Origin of the sequence: Mycobacterium sp. ITM-2016-00317, assembly GCF_002968295.1 — a bacterium.
In the GTDB taxonomy this organism is placed as follows: Bacteria; Actinomycetota; Actinomycetes; order Mycobacteriales; family Mycobacteriaceae; genus Mycobacterium.
In genome coordinates, this window is the sequence record NZ_CP134399.1 from 3,372,999 (window position 1) to 3,388,484 (window position 15,486).

Genomic DNA, 15,486 nt, shown 5'->3' on the forward strand with positions numbered 1-15,486 from the left:
TGGCATTGAACGCGAATCGCACTGTTGCGGTCCACGTGATTTCTCAACACATACCGTTCAGGAATCGCGAACGATCCGACACCACCACGGCGTTTGACAGCGTGTGACGTTTGAAACACGTCCGAGAAGGTAAAGGTCCACCCATGATCAGGAACTCTTTCCGTGCACCACTACTGATGGCGGCAGCCGCCGCGGCCGCCATCGTCACCGCACCGGCCGGCCTCGCGTCGCCGGGCCTGCTACCCGCCGGCGGCCCGCCGGGATGCTATGACCCCGACGGCACGGGCTGCGCCATGATGCCCCCGCCGCCTCCCCCGGGGCCAGGCGTTGCCGGTGCCGTCCCGGGCGGACCCGGCGGTGTGGCCGGACCCGGTGGCGCAGCAGGCGCCATCCCCGGCGGACCCGGTGGTGTCGCCGGACCCGGCGGAGCAGCAGGCGCCATCCCCGGCGGACCCGGCGGTGTCGCCGGACCCGGCGGCGCCGCAGGCGCCATCCCCGGCGGACCCGGCGGTGTCGCCGGACCCGGCGGCGCAGCAGGCGCCATCCCCGGCGGACCGGCCGGTGTCGCCGGACCCGGCGGCGCGGCAGGCTGCATTCCCGGCGTGGGCTGCGGAAGCGTCCCGGCGCCCTGACATCCCGCTCGGCCCCACCCGGGAACCTGAGCGCACCGGCGATTCAGGAACCCGGGTGGTAGCCGGCGATCAGTCGGTACACCGTGCGGTCGATCGCGGGCAGGATGTCGGTGATCGCGATCTCGCCCGCGGCGAACCTCCCGAGTAGCCCGTACACCACATTGGCGATCACGGTGTCGAGGTCGGTGACGAACTCGTCGTCCACACCGCTGAGCGCGTCCATCGCGGCGGGTACCACCACATCCAGACCTCGGTGCAGGAGCCGCTTCCCACTCGGTCCGGTGCGCGCCCGGAAGTAGGCCGTGAGCATCTGGGGGTGACGCTCCCACGGTTCGAAGAGTGCGCGGAACAACCTCATCAAGGATTCGTGCAGCGACTCGCCGGGTTGCGCCCGCGCGTCGGTGACGGCCGCGTAGCGGTGGGTGTCGGTCCAAGCCTCCAGCGCGGCCAGGATGAGCTCGTCCCGATTCGAGTACCGCTTGTAGATCGTGGTCAGCGACGCATGCGAGCGGCGGGCCACCTCGCGCAACTGCACCGCGTCATAGCCCTCGTTCTCGAGCAGTTCGACGACCACCGCCAGAATCGGATCCTCTGCCATCTTCGTCTCGCCACATCCTTGCCACGGTTGAGTAACTCGGTTACCGTACCGCCAGTAACGCTGTTACTCGGATTGATGGGGTGTCATGGGGTTTCTCGAGGGCAAGGTCGCGTTCATCACCGGCGTCGCACGCGGGCAGGGACGTAGTCACGCGATCCGCCTGGCCGCCGACGGCGCTGACATCATCGGCGTCGACATCTGCGCCGACATCGGATCCAACGGCTACCCGCTGGCCTCCGTGGCCGAACTTGAGGAGACCGTGGCGCTGGTCGAGGCCCAGGGCGCCAAGATGCTCGGCAGCGTCGCCGACGTCCGGGACTACCAGGTGCTCAAGAATGCGCTGGACCGGGGTGTCGAGCACTTCGGCCGGCTCGACATCGTCTGCGCGAACGCCGGCATCGCCACCATGGCCTTTCGCGAACTGACCGATGCCGAAGACCTGGAGATGTGGACCGACGTGCTCGACGTGAATCTGGTCGGGACGTTCCACACCGCCAAGGCGGCGATCCCTCATCTGATCGCTGGTGGACGAGGCGGTTCCATGGTGTTCACCAGCTCCACCGCCGGACTGCGCGGGTTCGGCGGCATGCAGGGCGGCGGCCTGGGCTATGCCGCGTCCAAACACGGCATCGTCGGGTTGATGCGCGCTCTGGCCAATGCGCTTGCCCCGCACAGCATCCGGGTCAACACCGTGCACCCGACCGCGGTCAACACGATGATGGCCGTCAATCCCGCGATGACTGCGTTCCTTGAGCACTATCCCGACGGCGGTCCGCACCTGCAGAACCCGATGCCGGTCGGCCTGCTGGAGCCCGAGGACATCAGCGCCGCGGTCGCCTACCTGGTCTCGGACGAGGCGAAGTACGTGACCGGAGTGACGTTCCCGGTCAACGCCGGCTTCTGCAACAAGCTATGAGCGCCGGACGCGTCGCGGGCAAGCGGGTGCTGATCACCGGCGCCGCCCGCGGGATGGGCCGCAGTCACGCCGTGCGGCTGGCCGAGGAGGGCGCCGATCTGATCCTCGTCGACATCTGCGAGTCACTGCCCGAGATCGAGTACCCGCTCGCCTCCCCCGACGAGCTGACCGAAACCGCGCGGCTGGTCGAGAGTTCGGGCCGACGCGCCGTCACCCACATCGTCGACGTGCGCGACGGTGCCGCACTGGCCGCCGCCGTCGACGACGGTGTCGCCCGGCTCGGCGGCCTGGACGCCGCGGTGGCCAATGCCGGCGTGTTGACCGCGGGAACCTGGGACACCACCACCGCCGAACAGTGGCGGACGGTGGTCGACGTCAACCTGATCGGCGCCTGGAATACCTGTGCCGCCGCGCTGCCCCACCTCGTCGGTGATGGCGGCAGCCTGGTGAACATCAGTTCCGCGGCCGGGATCAAGGGCACACCGCTGCACACGCCCTACACCGCGTCCAAGCACGGCGTGGTCGGGATGAGCAAGGCACTGGCCAATGAGCTTGCCGCCCAGAGCGTCCGGGTCAACACCGTGCACCCGACCGGGGTGGCGACCGGCATGCGACCCGCGTCGCTGCACGACCTGATCGCCGAACAGCGGCCCGATCTCGGTCCGCTGTTCCTCAATGCGCTGCCGATCCAGATGGCCGAGGCGGTGGACATCAGCAACGCGGTGCTGTTCCTGGTGTCCGACGAGTCGCGGTACGTGACCGGGCTGGAATTCAAGGTCGACGCCGGTGTCACCCTGCGCTGACCCGTACGAGGAGACAATGCCATGAGCGCAACCGACACGGCCCGGCTCGAACGGACGCGGCAGGCCTTCGCCGACGTCATGACATTCGCACCGCCCGAACCGGGCACCCCGGCGGCATGGCACATGCTGGAGTTCGTCTTCGGTGACGTGTGGCAGCGGCCCGGATTGAGCAGGCGGGACCGCCATTTCGTGACGCTGCCGTGCGTCGCCTCCGCCGACGCCGAGGGCCCGCTGCGCGACCACGTCTACGCGGCTCTCAACAGCGGTGACTTGACGATCACTGAAATGCGGGAATCCGTATTGCATTTCGCGGTCTACGGTGGGTGGCCGAAGGCCTCGCGGCTGAACATGGTGGTCGACGAACAGTGGGCCCGCATCCACGCCGAACGCGGGCAACCTGTGCCGCCGCCGGATCCGCTGTTGCCGTTGAGCACACCGAGTGACCCCGAGGCCCGTCTGGCCGCCGGCGCGGAGTCCTTCAAGGAGGTCAACTGCCTGCCCTTCGCGCCCGACCGGGACAATCCGTTCCACGGCGCAGGCATCCTGAACTTCGTCTTCGGGGAGATGTGGTTACGTCCGGGCCTGGGCATGCGTGAGCGACGCCTGATCACCGTGGCCTGTGTCGCGTTCCAGGACGCCCCGTACCCGATCGTCAGCCACGTCTACGCCGCGCTGAAGAGCCGCGACCTGTCGTTCGCCGAAATGGACGAGATCACAGTCCATTTCGCGGCATACTACGGATGGCCGAAGGCCGCTCATCTGAGCCAGGTGGTGGCCGATCAGCGGCGCCGGGTCTCCGAGGAGTGGACGGCCGAAGGCTGCGCCCTGCCCTAGGGGCGCTCGACGACGCCCAGGTCGGCCAGGCCGATCGCCGTCAGCGCCGAGACACCGTCGGAAGACAGCACACCCGTGCCGGCCGGCACCACGCCCATCAGGCAGATCACCGCCATCTTGTAGGCATTGAAGGCCCGATACCAGGGCCGGTTCTGCGATGCGCGACCGCTGACCGCTTCATAGTGTGCGATCAGCTCGTCGACCGACAGCGCACCCGGATGATCGGCGATCCCGCCCCGCTGCCTCCACGCCAACTCCAGCCAGCCGATGTCGGTCAACGGGTCGCCGACGGTGGCCAGCTCCCAGGAGAACACCGCGCCGACGACACCATCGACGAAGGCGAAGTTGCCCGGCCGGGCGTCGCCGTGCACCAGGGTCGCAGCCGGGCACCCTGCGGGCATGCTGTCCCACAGAGCCGCCAGCAGACGCTCCAACGCGGGCAGCGGCCCACACTCGACGCGGGTCATCTGCTCCGCCCAGTGATCGAGTTCCCTGACCAGGTGGGTGGCGCCGTCGTCGAGCGCCCGCAACCCGGTGGCGTCGAGATCCACCGCATGGATCGCGGCGAGCTGTTCGGCCACGCTTCTGCACATCCGCGCGACGATCTCGTCGGATTCCCCTGCGAGGGCGCCGGAGTCGCACACCGTTGCGTCGACGCGCTCCATCACCAGGAACGGCAGGCCCAGCACGTCGCCGGCCCGGTCCCACCACAGCGCCTTCGGCGCCCGCACCGGGGTCGACTCCAGCGCCCGCAGGAGCGTGAACAGCCTGCCCGGGTTGTCCGGTGCCTGCGGGCCCATCCGGACCACCACGTCGCGGCAGCTGTCGTGGCCGCCGCGCGAGGTCACCACGGTCAGCACCATCATCTCGGCGGAACCTCGGGATGCCACCCTGTCCAGACCTTCGATGCGCACGTCGTCGGCGTCGGTGATCTGGAGGCGCAGCCATCCGGTCAGCCGATCTGCGACGTCTTCTGCGGTCAGCACCGCAGCCGAGAAAGACATCCGGTCACGCTATCGGACAGTTTCAAATTTATGTCCGAGATCACGTCACCAGCCGTGAAATGTCCTGGTCAGCGCACCAGCGCCCGGATGACATACCGATCGACGAAGCGTCGTTTCGCCGCAAGGGGTCGATGCCGCCAACTCGCCGTGAGCAGGAACGACGATGTCGCGGACATCCACTGCACCGTCTCGCGCAGATCGAGATCCGCATACACCTGCCCGTCGTCCTTCCACGACGTGAACAGCGGTCCGAACCGTGCGGCCACCACATCGGTGATCGACTGCGACCCCGCTTCGAGAACTGTTGCCAGGCCAGCGCTCTCGCCGGCGTAGAGGGCGAGGTTGAGCGGATCCCCGCTGTCCACCGCTGCCACCGGCAGCAGGACCAGATCACGGATGCTCGACGCCGCGTGCTGCGGCTTCCGCAACTCCGCGACCCACCGCGCGCACGCCCTGTCGACGCGCCGCAGGATGAGCCCGAGCAGCAGGTCGTCGCGGTTCGGGTAGTAGCGGTAGACCGTCGAGCGCACCACCTTCGCCGAGTCGGCGACCTCGGCCATCCGGATCTGGGTGTCACCACGGGCGATCACACACCGCTCGGCGGCATCCAGCAGCCGGTCGCGGGCCTCCTCGTCGTTGAGCAGCGCGCGGTCGTCACCCCAGTTCCGGCCCGCCCGGGAAGTCGGCATGACGCCGATGGTGCCACGCGTTTGCCGTCGGCCAGCAACAATCCGGTGATGGAGACACGTCGTCTGGAACTGCTGCTGGCGCTGTCGCGTCTGGGCTCGATGCGTGCCGTGGCAGACATGCACGATCTGACCACCTCGACGGTGTCCCAGCAGATCGCCGCGTTGTCCCGCGACACCGGGGCCAAGCTGATCGAACCCGAGGGCCGCCGCGTGCGGCTGACCCCCGCGGGCAGGCGGCTGGCCGATCACGCGGTGACGATCCTGGCCGCGGTCGACAGCGCCCGTCTGGATCTCGACCCCGAAGCCGAACCCGCGGGCACCGTCCGGGTCGGCGGCTTCGCCACCGGCATCCGGGTGTCGCTGCTGCCGGCCGTCGCCGACCTCGCCGCGCACCACCCCGAGGTCCGGGTGGTCATCAGCGAGTACGAACCACTGGAGGTGTTCGCCCTGCTCACCGCCGACGATCTCGACCTCGCGCTGACCTACGACTTCAACCTGGCCCCGGCGTCCCCGGGCCCCGACCTGGACGCCGTGCCGCTGTGGTCGACGGGCTGGGGCCTCGCGGTGCCGTCCGGGACGCTGGCCGACACCCCCTTGGCGGCGTTCGCCGAATCCACCTGGATCGTGAACTCACGCAACACCGGCGACGAGACCGCGGTGCGCACGCTCGCGTCGCTGGCCGGCTTCACCCCGTCGATCGCCCATCAGATCGACAGCCTCGACCTCGTCGAGGACCTCGTGGTCGCGGGCTTCGGGGTGGGACTGTTGCCGTTGGACCGACCGACCAGTCCCGGGGTCACCGTGCTCGAGCTCCAGAATCCGGCCCTGACGCTGACGGCGTACGCGGTGACCCGCCGCGGTCGCGCGGAGTGGTCGCCGCTGCGGGCCGTCCTGGACCTGATGCGCCCGCCGTCCGGGGAGTTGTCGCGGCCGCTCTGGCCTCGGCCCGAGGCCGGTCCCTAGGGGTTCGGCAACCCGCAGCGGCCTGGTTTGCCTGCCGTGGACCCGGGGAACACAGGCCGCATGTTGATCCGACGTGTTGCGCGCCCGATGCTGTCTGCAGTGTTCATCTCGCGTGGGGTCGAGGCGCTGAGAAGCCCGAAACCCGCCACCGACGCCACCCGCCAGACACTCGAGGGGCTGAGCAAGCTGCCCGATCCGGTCGGCACCAATGTGCCCGCCAACGCCGAGACCGTCGCAAAGGTCACCGCCGCCGTTCAGATCGGCGGCGGGCTGCTGCTGGCGACCGGCAAGCTCCCCCGCGTGGCCTCGGCCGCGCTCGCGTTGAGCGTGGTGCCGAGTTCACTTGGCGGACATGCCTTCTGGAACGAGGACGACCCGCAGCGCAAGGCCGATGAACGGCGCGCCTTCATCACCGACGTCAGCCTGATCGGCGGTCTGATCATCGCCGCCGTGGACACCGAGGGCAAACCCTCCCTCGGCTGGCGTGGCCGCCGCGCGGCGCACAAGGTCTCAGAGGCCGTCGCGTCCGCCCTTCCCGCAGGCGCTGCGGCCGGCAGCTCGCTGACCGACAGTGCGTTCGCCGAAAAGGTGGGTCACGGCCTGCACGTCGGCGCCGAGCGTGGCCGCGAGTTTGCGCATGTGGCCCGGGAACGCGGCGGTGAACTCGCCGAGGTTGCCCGCGAACGCGGCGGTGAATGGGCCGAGGTGGCTCGCGACCGCGCCCCGGAACTGGCCGAGGCCGCCCGCGAGCGTGCCGCCGAACTCGCCGAGATCGCGCGGGAACGTGGCGGCGAGTGGGCCGACGTCGCCCGCGACCGCGCCCCGGAACTGGCCGACGTCGCCCGCGACCGTGCCGCCGAACTCGCCGAGATCGCCCGCGAACGGGCCGAGCTGGCCCGCGAGCGCGCGACCGTCCTGGCCGACGCCGCAGGCACCGAGGTCAAGAAGAAGAAGCACCGGCTGCGCTGAGCGCGGCCCGGGCATCAGCCGCGGGGTGCGTAGCTGTAATCGATGTGATCGCCGTCGACGGCGGTGACGGTGAGGATGAACGCCGCCCGCTCGGGGCCGTCGGTGACGGCGCAGTCCACCGTGTTGCCTGGCCTACCCTCCAGGTCACCGGTGCACAGCGCCGTCTCCGGCCGCCTGTTCAGGTGCCGCGCGAGTTCGTCGAGAAGCGAGTTCTCCACCTCCACCTTGGTCAGCATCGGCACCAGGTCGAAGTTCATCGTCAGGCCGTCGACACCGGTCACCTCGGCGGTCCTGCGCAGCGTGGTGCCCGCGGTGGTGACCGCACACCGCGTCACCTCCCCGATCTGTCCGACCAGGCCCGTCTCGCAGTCCACTCCGTCGACCGGCGGTCCCCCGCTCTCGACAGACAACCGGGCCACCGCACGCTCGAGCTGCTCAGTGGACAGCGCCGGGACCAACTCGTAGTCGATGGCCGAGCCGTTCACCGCGACCACGGTGACGATCGGCTCGAAGCTGTTGGTCTCGCTGAGGATCACCTCGCAGCGCGCGGTCTGCCCGACCTCGCCGACCAGCGGATCCTTGCAGGTCACCGCCTGCGCATGCTGCCCCGCGTCGGCGAACCTCGACGCGATGTCGGACTGCAGGGCCTCGGCGGCCACTGCGGGGACCCCTGCGGCGGTGTTTACGTTGCAGCCGACCAGGACCGCGGCAGCGGCCGCCGTCGCGGCGAGTAGACCGGCGTCTGTGCCCATGTGTGCCGTCCCGTCCGAAAGTCGACGGCGGACCCGGGCCGAGTCCTGTGGGCCGTCCTGCTAAGCCATGGTGGTTGACTGCCTGGGTGCCCCGCAACCACCTCCTTGCCCGCCGCCTGCACGACCGCACCGAACCGGTGCACGCCGTCACCTATTTCGCGCCCGAGGCCAGGGCAGCGCTCGACGGCCTCGGCTACCGGGGCTTCTGGATGGGGTACTTCGCGGCCCGCTCGGCCCCGCTGGGCCCGGCGCCCGCGGCGGTCGTCGCTGCGGCGTTCTACAACTTCTCGCCGGAGCAGGTGGCCAGAGCCCTGCCCGCCGCGTGGCAGATCGCCGCGCCGGAGGCCGCGCTGACCGCCCGGCAGGAGTCGGCGGTGGCCGCGCTGCGGCGGTGCGGGGTGACCGAGGAGGAGGCAGGCCGGGTGTCCGACCTGGCCGCGAAGGCTCTGCGCGGCGCCGAGATCCGCGGCCGCACCCTGTTCGCCGCGAACAGCGCGCTGGACTGGCCGGACGAGCCGGTGGCGCGGCTCTGGCACGCCACCACGCTGTTGCGCGAACACCGCGGCGACGGTCACGTCGCCCTGCTGACGGCCGAGGGCATTTCCGGGCGCGAGTCCAACGTCCTGCATGCCGCAGCCGGTGGGGTGCCCGAGGAGATGATCAAGCGGGCCCGGCACTACGACGAGGAACAGTGGGCCCATCACCGGAGCGCCCTGCAGCAGCGGGGGCTTCTCGACGACGCGGGCCTGCTGACCCGGGCTGGGCGAGAGCTCAAGCAGCAGCTCGAAGACCGCACGGACGCGCTCGCGCTGGCCGTGCTCGACCCCCTCGACGACGCCGAGGTCGAGTCGATGTTCCGGGCGCTGACGTCGATCGCCCGCAAGGTGGTCGACGCCGGCGACATCCCCGACCAGACGCCGATGGGGCTGGGCCGTACCGATCTCGACGACGGCGACGCGCACCTGCGGTGACGGTCAGCGCGGCGCGTACATGATCAGGCCGACGCCGGCCAGGCACACCGCCGCACCCGTCAGATCCCACCGGTCGGGCCGGAAGCCGTCGGCGACCATGCCCCAGATCAGGGATCCGGCCACGAACACCCCGCCGTAGGCGGCCAGCACCCGGCCGAAGTTCGCGTCGGGCTGGAACGCCGCGACGAATCCGTAGGCCCCGAGCGCGATCACGCCCGCCCCGGCCCAGAGCAGCCCGCGGTGCTCGCGGATGCCCTGCCAGACCAACCAGGCGCCGCCGATCTCCAGGATCGCGGCGAGGACGAACAGCAGCATCGACTTGACGACCACGCCCCTCAGCGTGCCATCAGTGGTGGGCGGCAGTCGCGGCGGTGTGGCAGGCGTCAGGCGGGGAGCCCACCACGTCGAGGGCCGGGTTGCGGTCGAAGAAGCCGAACGGCTTGAGCCAGAACGAGACCACGTCGACGGGCATCACCGGCCAGTCCTCGGCGCGGGTGATGTGGTGGATGCCGAACACGTACCACAGCACCACGTCGGTGTTCTCGATCGAGCGGTCGGCCGCCGTCCAGCGCGCCAGCCCGGTGTCGCGCACCGACTGGTTGACGAATTGCCCGGCGGGCCAACGCTCGTCGGGATGGTTCGGGGTCACCCACAGGGTGTGGCCGATCACGGCGGCGCGTTCGAGCACCGGTGTGCCCGGTGCGAACATCGCCGGGATGGCGCCGGTGGGAACGAGTTTGTACGACGGATGGGCGCCCAGGGCGGTGACGACGTTGGGGTTGACCACCTTCCATGCGCGCTGGGTGGCGAACTCGACATCCTGCCTGCCGTCGGCCTCGGTGCGCAGCGGGATGTTGCGCTGCACCATCGACAGCCCGTGCGGATTGTCCGGGCCGACGGGTTCGGCGTGGGACTCGGTCATCACCACGGTGTTGTCGGGCCCGTCGACGTCGAGGTCGAGCCGGGCGACCAGGAAGTGCTGGTGGAACGGCGCGTAGGTGCGTTCGTCGACCAGCGTCCCGTTGGGGTTGGCCGCGCCGACCGGCAGCGGGGTGGTCACCATGATGCCGGTGGCACGCACCTCGCACTGGATGTTCCCGTCCTGGTAGAACCGCCAGTAGACCAGGTACTCGTAGTTGGCGACCGTGACGTGGAACGACACGACGAGCCTGCGCATCCGGCGCACCTCTGCGCCGATGTCGTGGTCGACGTGCTTCCACAGCACGGCGTCGTCCTCTTCGTGGATGCAGACGGCGTTGGTGATCGTGTACGGCTCGCCGCGGCTGTCGTGCAGAACCGCGTCCAGATAGCGGATCTCGCCCAGGCAGTCGCAGCCCAGTTCCAGCGAGGTCGTCATGAACCCCAGACCCCACTCGCCGATGTCGAATGCGGTGCGCCGGTAGTGGTCCGGCGATGGGTCGCGGTAGGGCACGATCATCTCCGCGAACGACATCCGGTGCGCGATCGAGCGTTCCCGGTCGCCGTCGCGGTAGCGCACCGTGTGCAACGTCATGCCCTCGCGATAGTTGAAGCCGACCCGCAGCGACCAGTTCTGCCAGCGCAGCAGATTGCCCTCGAGGGTGAACGACGGCCCGTCGGGCTGGGTGATGTGCAGCGGTGTGAGCGGTTCGCGTGTCCACGCCGCGCGGATGCGCTCGGGGATGTGGACGGGCACGTACTCCCCCATCACTTCGGGCACCGGTTCCCCGTGCGCGAACGGGCCCTCGTCCTCCAGCGCGATCAGTTCCATCGTGTTCAGATCCACGACGCAGTGCAGGCCACTGACCAGCCGGGCGTACGGGTTGGCGCCCGGGGCGGCCTTGACCCAGCTGTCCGACCAACCGATCCGCCGGTCACGGAACTCGGCGGGCGTCACCGCGTCCCCGTAGGTCCAGGTGTCGAAGAACACCAGATCCAGGTCCTCGATACCGCGGCGGCGCAGCGCCTCGACGACGTCGGGATGTGTGCGCAGCAGTTCGTCGCACTCGGTGAACTCGTCGACGGTGAAGTTGGCCTGGACGCCGGGGACGTGCTCGAAGACCTCGACACTGCCCTCGGACAGCGACACCACGGCGCGGTAGGTGGCGTTCGCATCGCGGTCGAAGCAGATCACCTCGGCGCGCCGGGGCGGCCTCTGCCCGCCGGCGTCGGACTCGGCGATCTCGGCCTTGGAGGGTTCGACCAGTTCGATCGACGCGAAGCGCCATCCAAGGCCCGGCCTGCCGTCCGACACACCGGGTTCGACGCCGCGGTCACGCCGCAGGATCTCGGCGGCCGCGGCGAACTCGTCCGCGCTGAGCGGATCGAGGGGATGAGCCACGCCTTTACGCAACCACATCACCGGCCCGGCGGCACGGGGATTGCGTCAAGTCAGCGGGCGGTGAGGAAGAAGTCCTCCCAGGCCATCCGGCGGTCGGCGTGCGGGTCGAATTCCACGTGGCGACGCCGGTCGAGCACCATCACCGCGCGATCGTCGTGGCGGTAGCGGGGCCAGTCCGCCCCGGGCACTCCGTTCCCGGCGAACCCGAGCCACCTGCTCTGCATGTCATCGGACACCTTGGCCGCCGCACGCGAGTCCAGCCCGGCGGCGAGCAGCCGGCCGTACCGGGAGCGGTACACGTCGAACACGGCCAGCAGCTCGGTGGCGTGCGTGGCACCCATGCCGGACCAGCGCAGCGCCCTGGTGGCGTAGTCGTAGCGGTAGACGTAGGTCGGTGCGTGCGCGGAGTGCGCCTGGGCGATCTGCCACACCGCCGAACCGAAGATGAAGTCACCGCCGAAGCGGACACAGGCGTCGGCATTCGGGTAGCCGGGGTAGGCCGCCAGGATCCGTTGCCGCGCATCAGGTTCCAGATGAGCCAGCAACCTCTCGATCGCCGGTTCGTTGGTGGGTAACAACTTCAGGAACCGGGTGAACAACCGGCCCTCGTCGGCGTTGGTACCGACGATCAGCGGCACCCGGTGTGCGGTGCCCTCCCGCATCGCCTCCACCGGATCCTCCGGCAGGTAGGGCGTCCCGAACGTGGGCCCGATCGCGAACGCGCCCAGCATGTCCCGCTGGCTTTCGATCACCAGCCGGTCCAGTGCGGCGACCAGTTCGGCAGGCCGCGCGGCCATCAATGCCTGCGCCCCGTCGGTCCCGCTCGCGCCGAGTTGACGGGCGAACCGGGTGGCGTAGTCCTCGGCGATCTCGGCGCTGCTGATCATCCCGCTGCCCGGGCTCTGCGAGATCGCCTGGGCGAACAGCCCTTCGGCCTCCGGAGTGGCCATCAGCGTGGCCACTGCGTGCGCGCCCGCGCTCTCGCCGAAGATCGTCACGTTGTCCGGGTCCCCACCGAACGCCTCGACGTTGTCGCGCACCCAGCGCAGCGCCATCACCAGGTCACGCAGGAACAGGTTGTCGTCGATCGTGATGTCACCAGTCGACAGCGACGACAGCTCCAGGCACCCGAGCGCGCCGAGCCGGTAGTTGACCGAGATGTAGACACATCCCCTGCGGGCCAGCGCCGCACCGTCGTAGATCGGGGTGGCGGAGCTGCCCAGCATGTACCCGCCGCCGTGGATGAACACCATCACCGGCAGCGCGTCGCCGGCCTGGGCGCGCTTCGGTGCGACCACGTTGAGCGTCAGACAGTCCTCGCTCATCGGCTGGTACCTGCCCGGGGCCAGCAACGTGTACATGCGCTGCTGCGGCGCACAGGACCCGAACCCGTGGCAGTACCGGACGCCGGGCCACGGCTGCACCGGCCGCGGTGCGCGGTACCGCAGTGGTCCGACCGGCGGGCGTGCGTACGGGATCGACCGCCAGCGGTTCACGCCGTCGCGCGTGAATCCCTCCACGGTGCCCGAGAGGGTCTTCACCCGGACGGTGTGCTCGTGCATTCTGTCGACGGTAGCGAACTCTCCCCCGGCCTGCCTCGCCCGGACGGCCGTGTCGTGTCGCTAGCCTGGCCGAATGCGAATAGCCGGCCTGATCGCGGTGAGCGCCCTGATAGCGGGCTGCTCCCAGTCCGTCGGTGGCGAGGCCGAACCGTCCCGGCCTGCCGCCGCACCGCCGGTGGCGACCACCTCGGCACCGCCGCCGACCACGCCGACCACCCCGCAGGACCGTTCCGCCGCACCGGCTCCGGACGCGTCGATCGACCAGGTCATCGGCTGGATCGAGGCCGGCCCGGCGGCGGACCCGGCCGGTTTCCACGTCGCCTTCCGGGACGGCGTGACGACCACGCTCGGCGAGGACATCGCGTTCACCGCCGCGTCGGGGGCGCCGCACACCAACACCCAGTGCGTGACCGCACCAGGGACGATGACGTGCCTGCTCGAGCTCACCGCGCCGCCGCCGAGACCGGCGCAGGCCGAGGGGATGTGGAAGCCGGGCTGGATCGACTTCACCGGTACCGGCCTGTCGGTCGGCGCGCTGCGCGGCGATCCCGGCCCGTTCGTCAACGGGCCGGGGGCAGAACTGCCCGCCGGTCAGTCGCTGACGTTCGGCGACACCCGGTGCCGCAGCGACACGTCGGGCCTGTTCTGCGTCAACTACGCGCACCGGTCCGCGGTTCGGCTCGCCGCCGACGGCGTGTCGGCGTTCGGCTGCCTCTCCGAGGTGACCCCGGCCGCGGACGTGGCGCGCACGTTCAGCTGCTGACGGCGCTCACGCGGCGTCCTGGCGGGCCTTCTGCCTGGCTCGGGACGGGTAGGCCTGGGTCATGCCGACCGCCCCGACGATGACCACGACCGGGATGACGGCCTTGGTCAGGTGGACCGTGGACGGCGACGTCGCGGCCAGGAACCCCAGCACTGCGATCAACGCGAACACCAGCGCCCACATCAGCGTCAGCACCTGATTCGTGCGCCGGAACGCGGCCTCCTCCCAGTCCTTTCGGACGGCACCGACCGGGGCGTACTGCGCGGTGAACGGTTCGAACGCCAATGACACCAGCGCCATCACCGCCAGCACCCCGCTGGACAGGGTGGTCGCGTGGGTGTCCATCCAGTCGCGGTCCTGGGCCCCGAGCACCAGCCCCGCGATCGTCACCCCGGCGAAGAACACGACCGTGACCACGTCGAGCAATCGCAGTCCGCCCAGACCTGCGGACATGCCCATGATCAGCGCCGCGACGACCGCGCAGACCGCGCCGAACATCCAGGTGCTCGGCCCGTCGGCGACCACCCAGTAGATGATCCACGGGACGAAACCGACGAACGGGCTGCGCTCGAACCAACCATCCACGCCCGACAGCTTCGCCTACCACGGCGGTTCAGGCGACACCTTTGCGCCGCAGCAGCGGAAGCACGCCCTCGGCGAACCAGTACGCCTCCTCCAGATGCGGGTAGCCGGACAGGATGAACTCGTCGAAACCCAGCGCGTGGTACTCGGCGACCAGGTCGGCGACCTCGGCGTGGCTGCCGACCAGCGCGGTGCCCGCGCCCCCGCGCACCAGACCCACGCCCGCCCACAGGTTCGGATAGATCTCCAGCCGGTCGATCCGGCCGCCGTGCAGGGCGGTCATCCGGCGTTGTCCCTCCGACTCCGAACGGGCGTGCAGCGCGGTGGCTTCGGCGATCTGTCCGGGGCTCAGCGCGGCCAGCAGTTCGTCGGCCACCGCCCAGGCCGCTTCGGAGGTGTCCCGGCTGATCGTGTGCAGCCGGATCCCGAAGCGCAGCGTCCGGCCGCGTTGTTCGGCCAGTGTGCGCACGTTCGCGATCTTCGCGGCGGCGTCGCGGGGCGGCTCACCCCAGGTCAGGTACACGTCGGCGTGTCGCGCGGCCACCGGCAGCGCGGCCGCCGAGGAACCACCGAAGTAGATCTGCGGCAACGGGTCCGGCGGCGCGGACACCCGCGCGTCGGCGACGTCGTAGAACTGTCCCTTGAAGTCGACCGAGTCCTGGGTCCAGACCGACCGCACGATGCGCAGGAACTCGTCGGTCCTGGCGTACCGGTCGTCGTGGCCGATCCAGTCACCGAACCGGCGCTGTTCGGTGTCGTCACCGCCGCTGACGATGTTGAGCAGCACCCGCCCCTCGGAGAAGCGCTGCAGCGTCGCGGCCTGCTGGGGGGCCAGCGTGGGCGGCACCAGCCCGGGCCGGAACGCCACCAGGAACTTGAGCCGCTCGGTCTCGGCGAGCAGCGCGGACGCGGTCAGCCAGGCGTCCTCACACCACGTCCCGGTCGGGGTCAGCACCCCCTCGTAGCCGAGCCTGTCCGCGGCGCGGGCGATCTCGGCCAGATAGCGGCGCGACGGCGGGCGGTAGCCCTCCGGTTCCGCGCGCTGCGACGACGCGTGCGAGGCGCCGACGATGGACCGGCCGTCGCCGGCGGTGGGCAGGAACCAGTGGAATCGAGCGGTGGGCACGT

17 protein-coding genes are annotated in these 15,486 nt (G+C 70.2%); 8 read left to right on the forward strand and 9 right to left on the reverse strand.

The window, feature by feature from the left end; all coding sequences use genetic code 11:
- Window positions 1-143 precede the first annotated feature (143 nt).
- Window positions 144-632, forward strand: a complete 489-nt coding sequence (locus C6A87_RS16070; protein WP_311113198.1) for a hypothetical protein — start codon at window positions 144-146, stop codon at window positions 630-632.
- Window positions 633-675: 43 nt separating this feature from the next.
- Here the strand turns inward: C6A87_RS16070 and C6A87_RS16075 are convergent, their stop codons facing one another.
- On the reverse strand, window positions 676-1,230 hold the full coding sequence (locus C6A87_RS16075; RefSeq protein ID WP_311113199.1) for a TetR family transcriptional regulator: 555 nt from the start codon (window positions 1,228-1,230) through the stop codon (window positions 676-678).
- Between the two features lie 85 nt (window positions 1,231-1,315).
- Between C6A87_RS16075 and C6A87_RS16080 the strand changes: the two genes are divergently transcribed.
- Genes C6A87_RS16080 through C6A87_RS16090 form a run of 3 tightly spaced genes read left to right on the forward strand, consistent with a single transcriptional unit; the run spans window position 1,316 to window position 3,783 of the window.
- Window positions 1,316-2,146 carry a mycofactocin-coupled SDR family oxidoreductase gene (locus C6A87_RS16080; protein ID WP_311113200.1) on the forward strand — a complete coding sequence of 277 codons (831 nt, stop codon included), beginning with the start codon at window positions 1,316-1,318 and terminating at the stop codon, window positions 2,144-2,146.
- Window positions 2,143-2,949, forward strand: coding sequence for a mycofactocin-coupled SDR family oxidoreductase (locus tag C6A87_RS16085; RefSeq protein WP_311113201.1), 807 nt, complete (start codon window positions 2,143-2,145; stop codon window positions 2,947-2,949). Before C6A87_RS16080 ends, C6A87_RS16085 begins: the two co-directional genes overlap by 4 nt.
- A 21-nt stretch (window positions 2,950-2,970) precedes the next feature.
- Window positions 2,971-3,783, forward strand: coding sequence for a carboxymuconolactone decarboxylase family protein (locus C6A87_RS16090; RefSeq protein WP_311113202.1), 813 nt, complete (start codon window positions 2,971-2,973; stop codon window positions 3,781-3,783).
- Here C6A87_RS16090 and C6A87_RS16095 read toward each other — a convergent pair.
- Window positions 3,780-4,787 carry a phosphotransferase family protein gene (locus C6A87_RS16095; protein WP_311113203.1) on the reverse strand — a complete coding sequence of 336 codons (1,008 nt, stop codon included), beginning with the start codon at window positions 4,785-4,787 and terminating at the stop codon, window positions 3,780-3,782. The genes C6A87_RS16090 and C6A87_RS16095 overlap by 4 nt on opposite strands.
- Window positions 4,788-4,855: 68 nt before the next feature.
- Window positions 4,856-5,476 carry a TetR/AcrR family transcriptional regulator gene (locus C6A87_RS16100; RefSeq protein WP_311113204.1) on the reverse strand — a complete coding sequence of 207 codons (621 nt, stop codon included), beginning with the start codon at window positions 5,474-5,476 and terminating at the stop codon, window positions 4,856-4,858.
- A gap of 48 nt (window positions 5,477-5,524) precedes the next feature.
- Between C6A87_RS16100 and C6A87_RS16105 the strand changes: the two genes are divergently transcribed.
- Complete coding sequence (locus C6A87_RS16105; protein ID WP_311113205.1) at window positions 5,525-6,439, forward strand: LysR family transcriptional regulator; 915 nt, start codon at window positions 5,525-5,527, stop codon at window positions 6,437-6,439.
- 60 nt (window positions 6,440-6,499) lie between these two features.
- On the forward strand, window positions 6,500-7,408 hold the full coding sequence (locus C6A87_RS16110; RefSeq protein WP_311113206.1) for a DoxX family protein: 909 nt from the start codon (window positions 6,500-6,502) through the stop codon (window positions 7,406-7,408).
- A 14-nt stretch (window positions 7,409-7,422) separates the two neighbouring features.
- On the opposite strand, the gene C6A87_RS16115 is transcribed toward C6A87_RS16110, so the two are convergent.
- Window positions 7,423-8,160: a DUF4333 domain-containing protein gene (locus tag C6A87_RS16115; protein WP_311113207.1), complete on the reverse strand. Its 738-nt coding sequence runs from the start codon at window positions 8,158-8,160 to the stop codon at window positions 7,423-7,425.
- Between the two features lie 86 nt (window positions 8,161-8,246).
- Here C6A87_RS16115 and C6A87_RS16120 point away from each other — a divergent pair, with 86 nt between their 5' ends.
- Window positions 8,247-9,131 carry an SCO6745 family protein gene (locus C6A87_RS16120; RefSeq protein ID WP_311113208.1) on the forward strand — a complete coding sequence of 295 codons (885 nt, stop codon included), beginning with the start codon at window positions 8,247-8,249 and terminating at the stop codon, window positions 9,129-9,131.
- Window positions 9,132-9,134: 3 nt separating this feature from the next.
- Here C6A87_RS16120 and C6A87_RS16125 read toward each other — a convergent pair whose 3' ends face one another.
- The 3 genes from C6A87_RS16125 to C6A87_RS16135 are packed head-to-tail and all read right to left on the reverse strand — an operon-like array spanning window position 9,135 to window position 13,013.
- Window positions 9,135-9,461 carry a YnfA family protein gene (locus tag C6A87_RS16125; protein ID WP_311113209.1) on the reverse strand — a complete coding sequence of 109 codons (327 nt, stop codon included), beginning with the start codon at window positions 9,459-9,461 and terminating at the stop codon, window positions 9,135-9,137.
- A 16-nt stretch (window positions 9,462-9,477) separates the two neighbouring features.
- The gene (locus C6A87_RS16130) at window positions 9,478-11,469 is read right to left on the reverse strand and encodes a primary-amine oxidase (RefSeq protein ID WP_311113210.1); all 1,992 of its coding nucleotides are present in this window, start codon (window positions 11,467-11,469) and stop codon (window positions 9,478-9,480) included.
- A 32-nt stretch (window positions 11,470-11,501) separates the two neighbouring features.
- Window positions 11,502-13,013, reverse strand: coding sequence for a carboxylesterase/lipase family protein (locus C6A87_RS16135; RefSeq protein ID WP_311113211.1), 1,512 nt, complete (start codon window positions 13,011-13,013; stop codon window positions 11,502-11,504).
- Between the two features lie 73 nt (window positions 13,014-13,086).
- Here C6A87_RS16135 and C6A87_RS16140 point away from each other — a divergent pair, with 73 nt between their 5' ends.
- Entirely contained in the window at window positions 13,087-13,776 is a 690-nt protein-coding gene (locus tag C6A87_RS16140; RefSeq protein WP_311113212.1) for a hypothetical protein, read from the forward strand.
- Window positions 13,777-13,782: 6 nt separating this feature from the next.
- On the opposite strand, the gene C6A87_RS16145 is transcribed toward C6A87_RS16140, so the two are convergent.
- On the reverse strand, window positions 13,783-14,361 hold the full coding sequence (locus tag C6A87_RS16145; RefSeq protein ID WP_311113213.1) for a hypothetical protein: 579 nt from the start codon (window positions 14,359-14,361) through the stop codon (window positions 13,783-13,785).
- 28 nt (window positions 14,362-14,389) lie between these two features.
- Entirely contained in the window at window positions 14,390-15,484 is a 1,095-nt protein-coding gene (locus C6A87_RS16150) for an LLM class flavin-dependent oxidoreductase (RefSeq protein WP_311113214.1), read from the reverse strand.
- Window positions 15,485-15,486 lie beyond the last annotated feature (2 nt).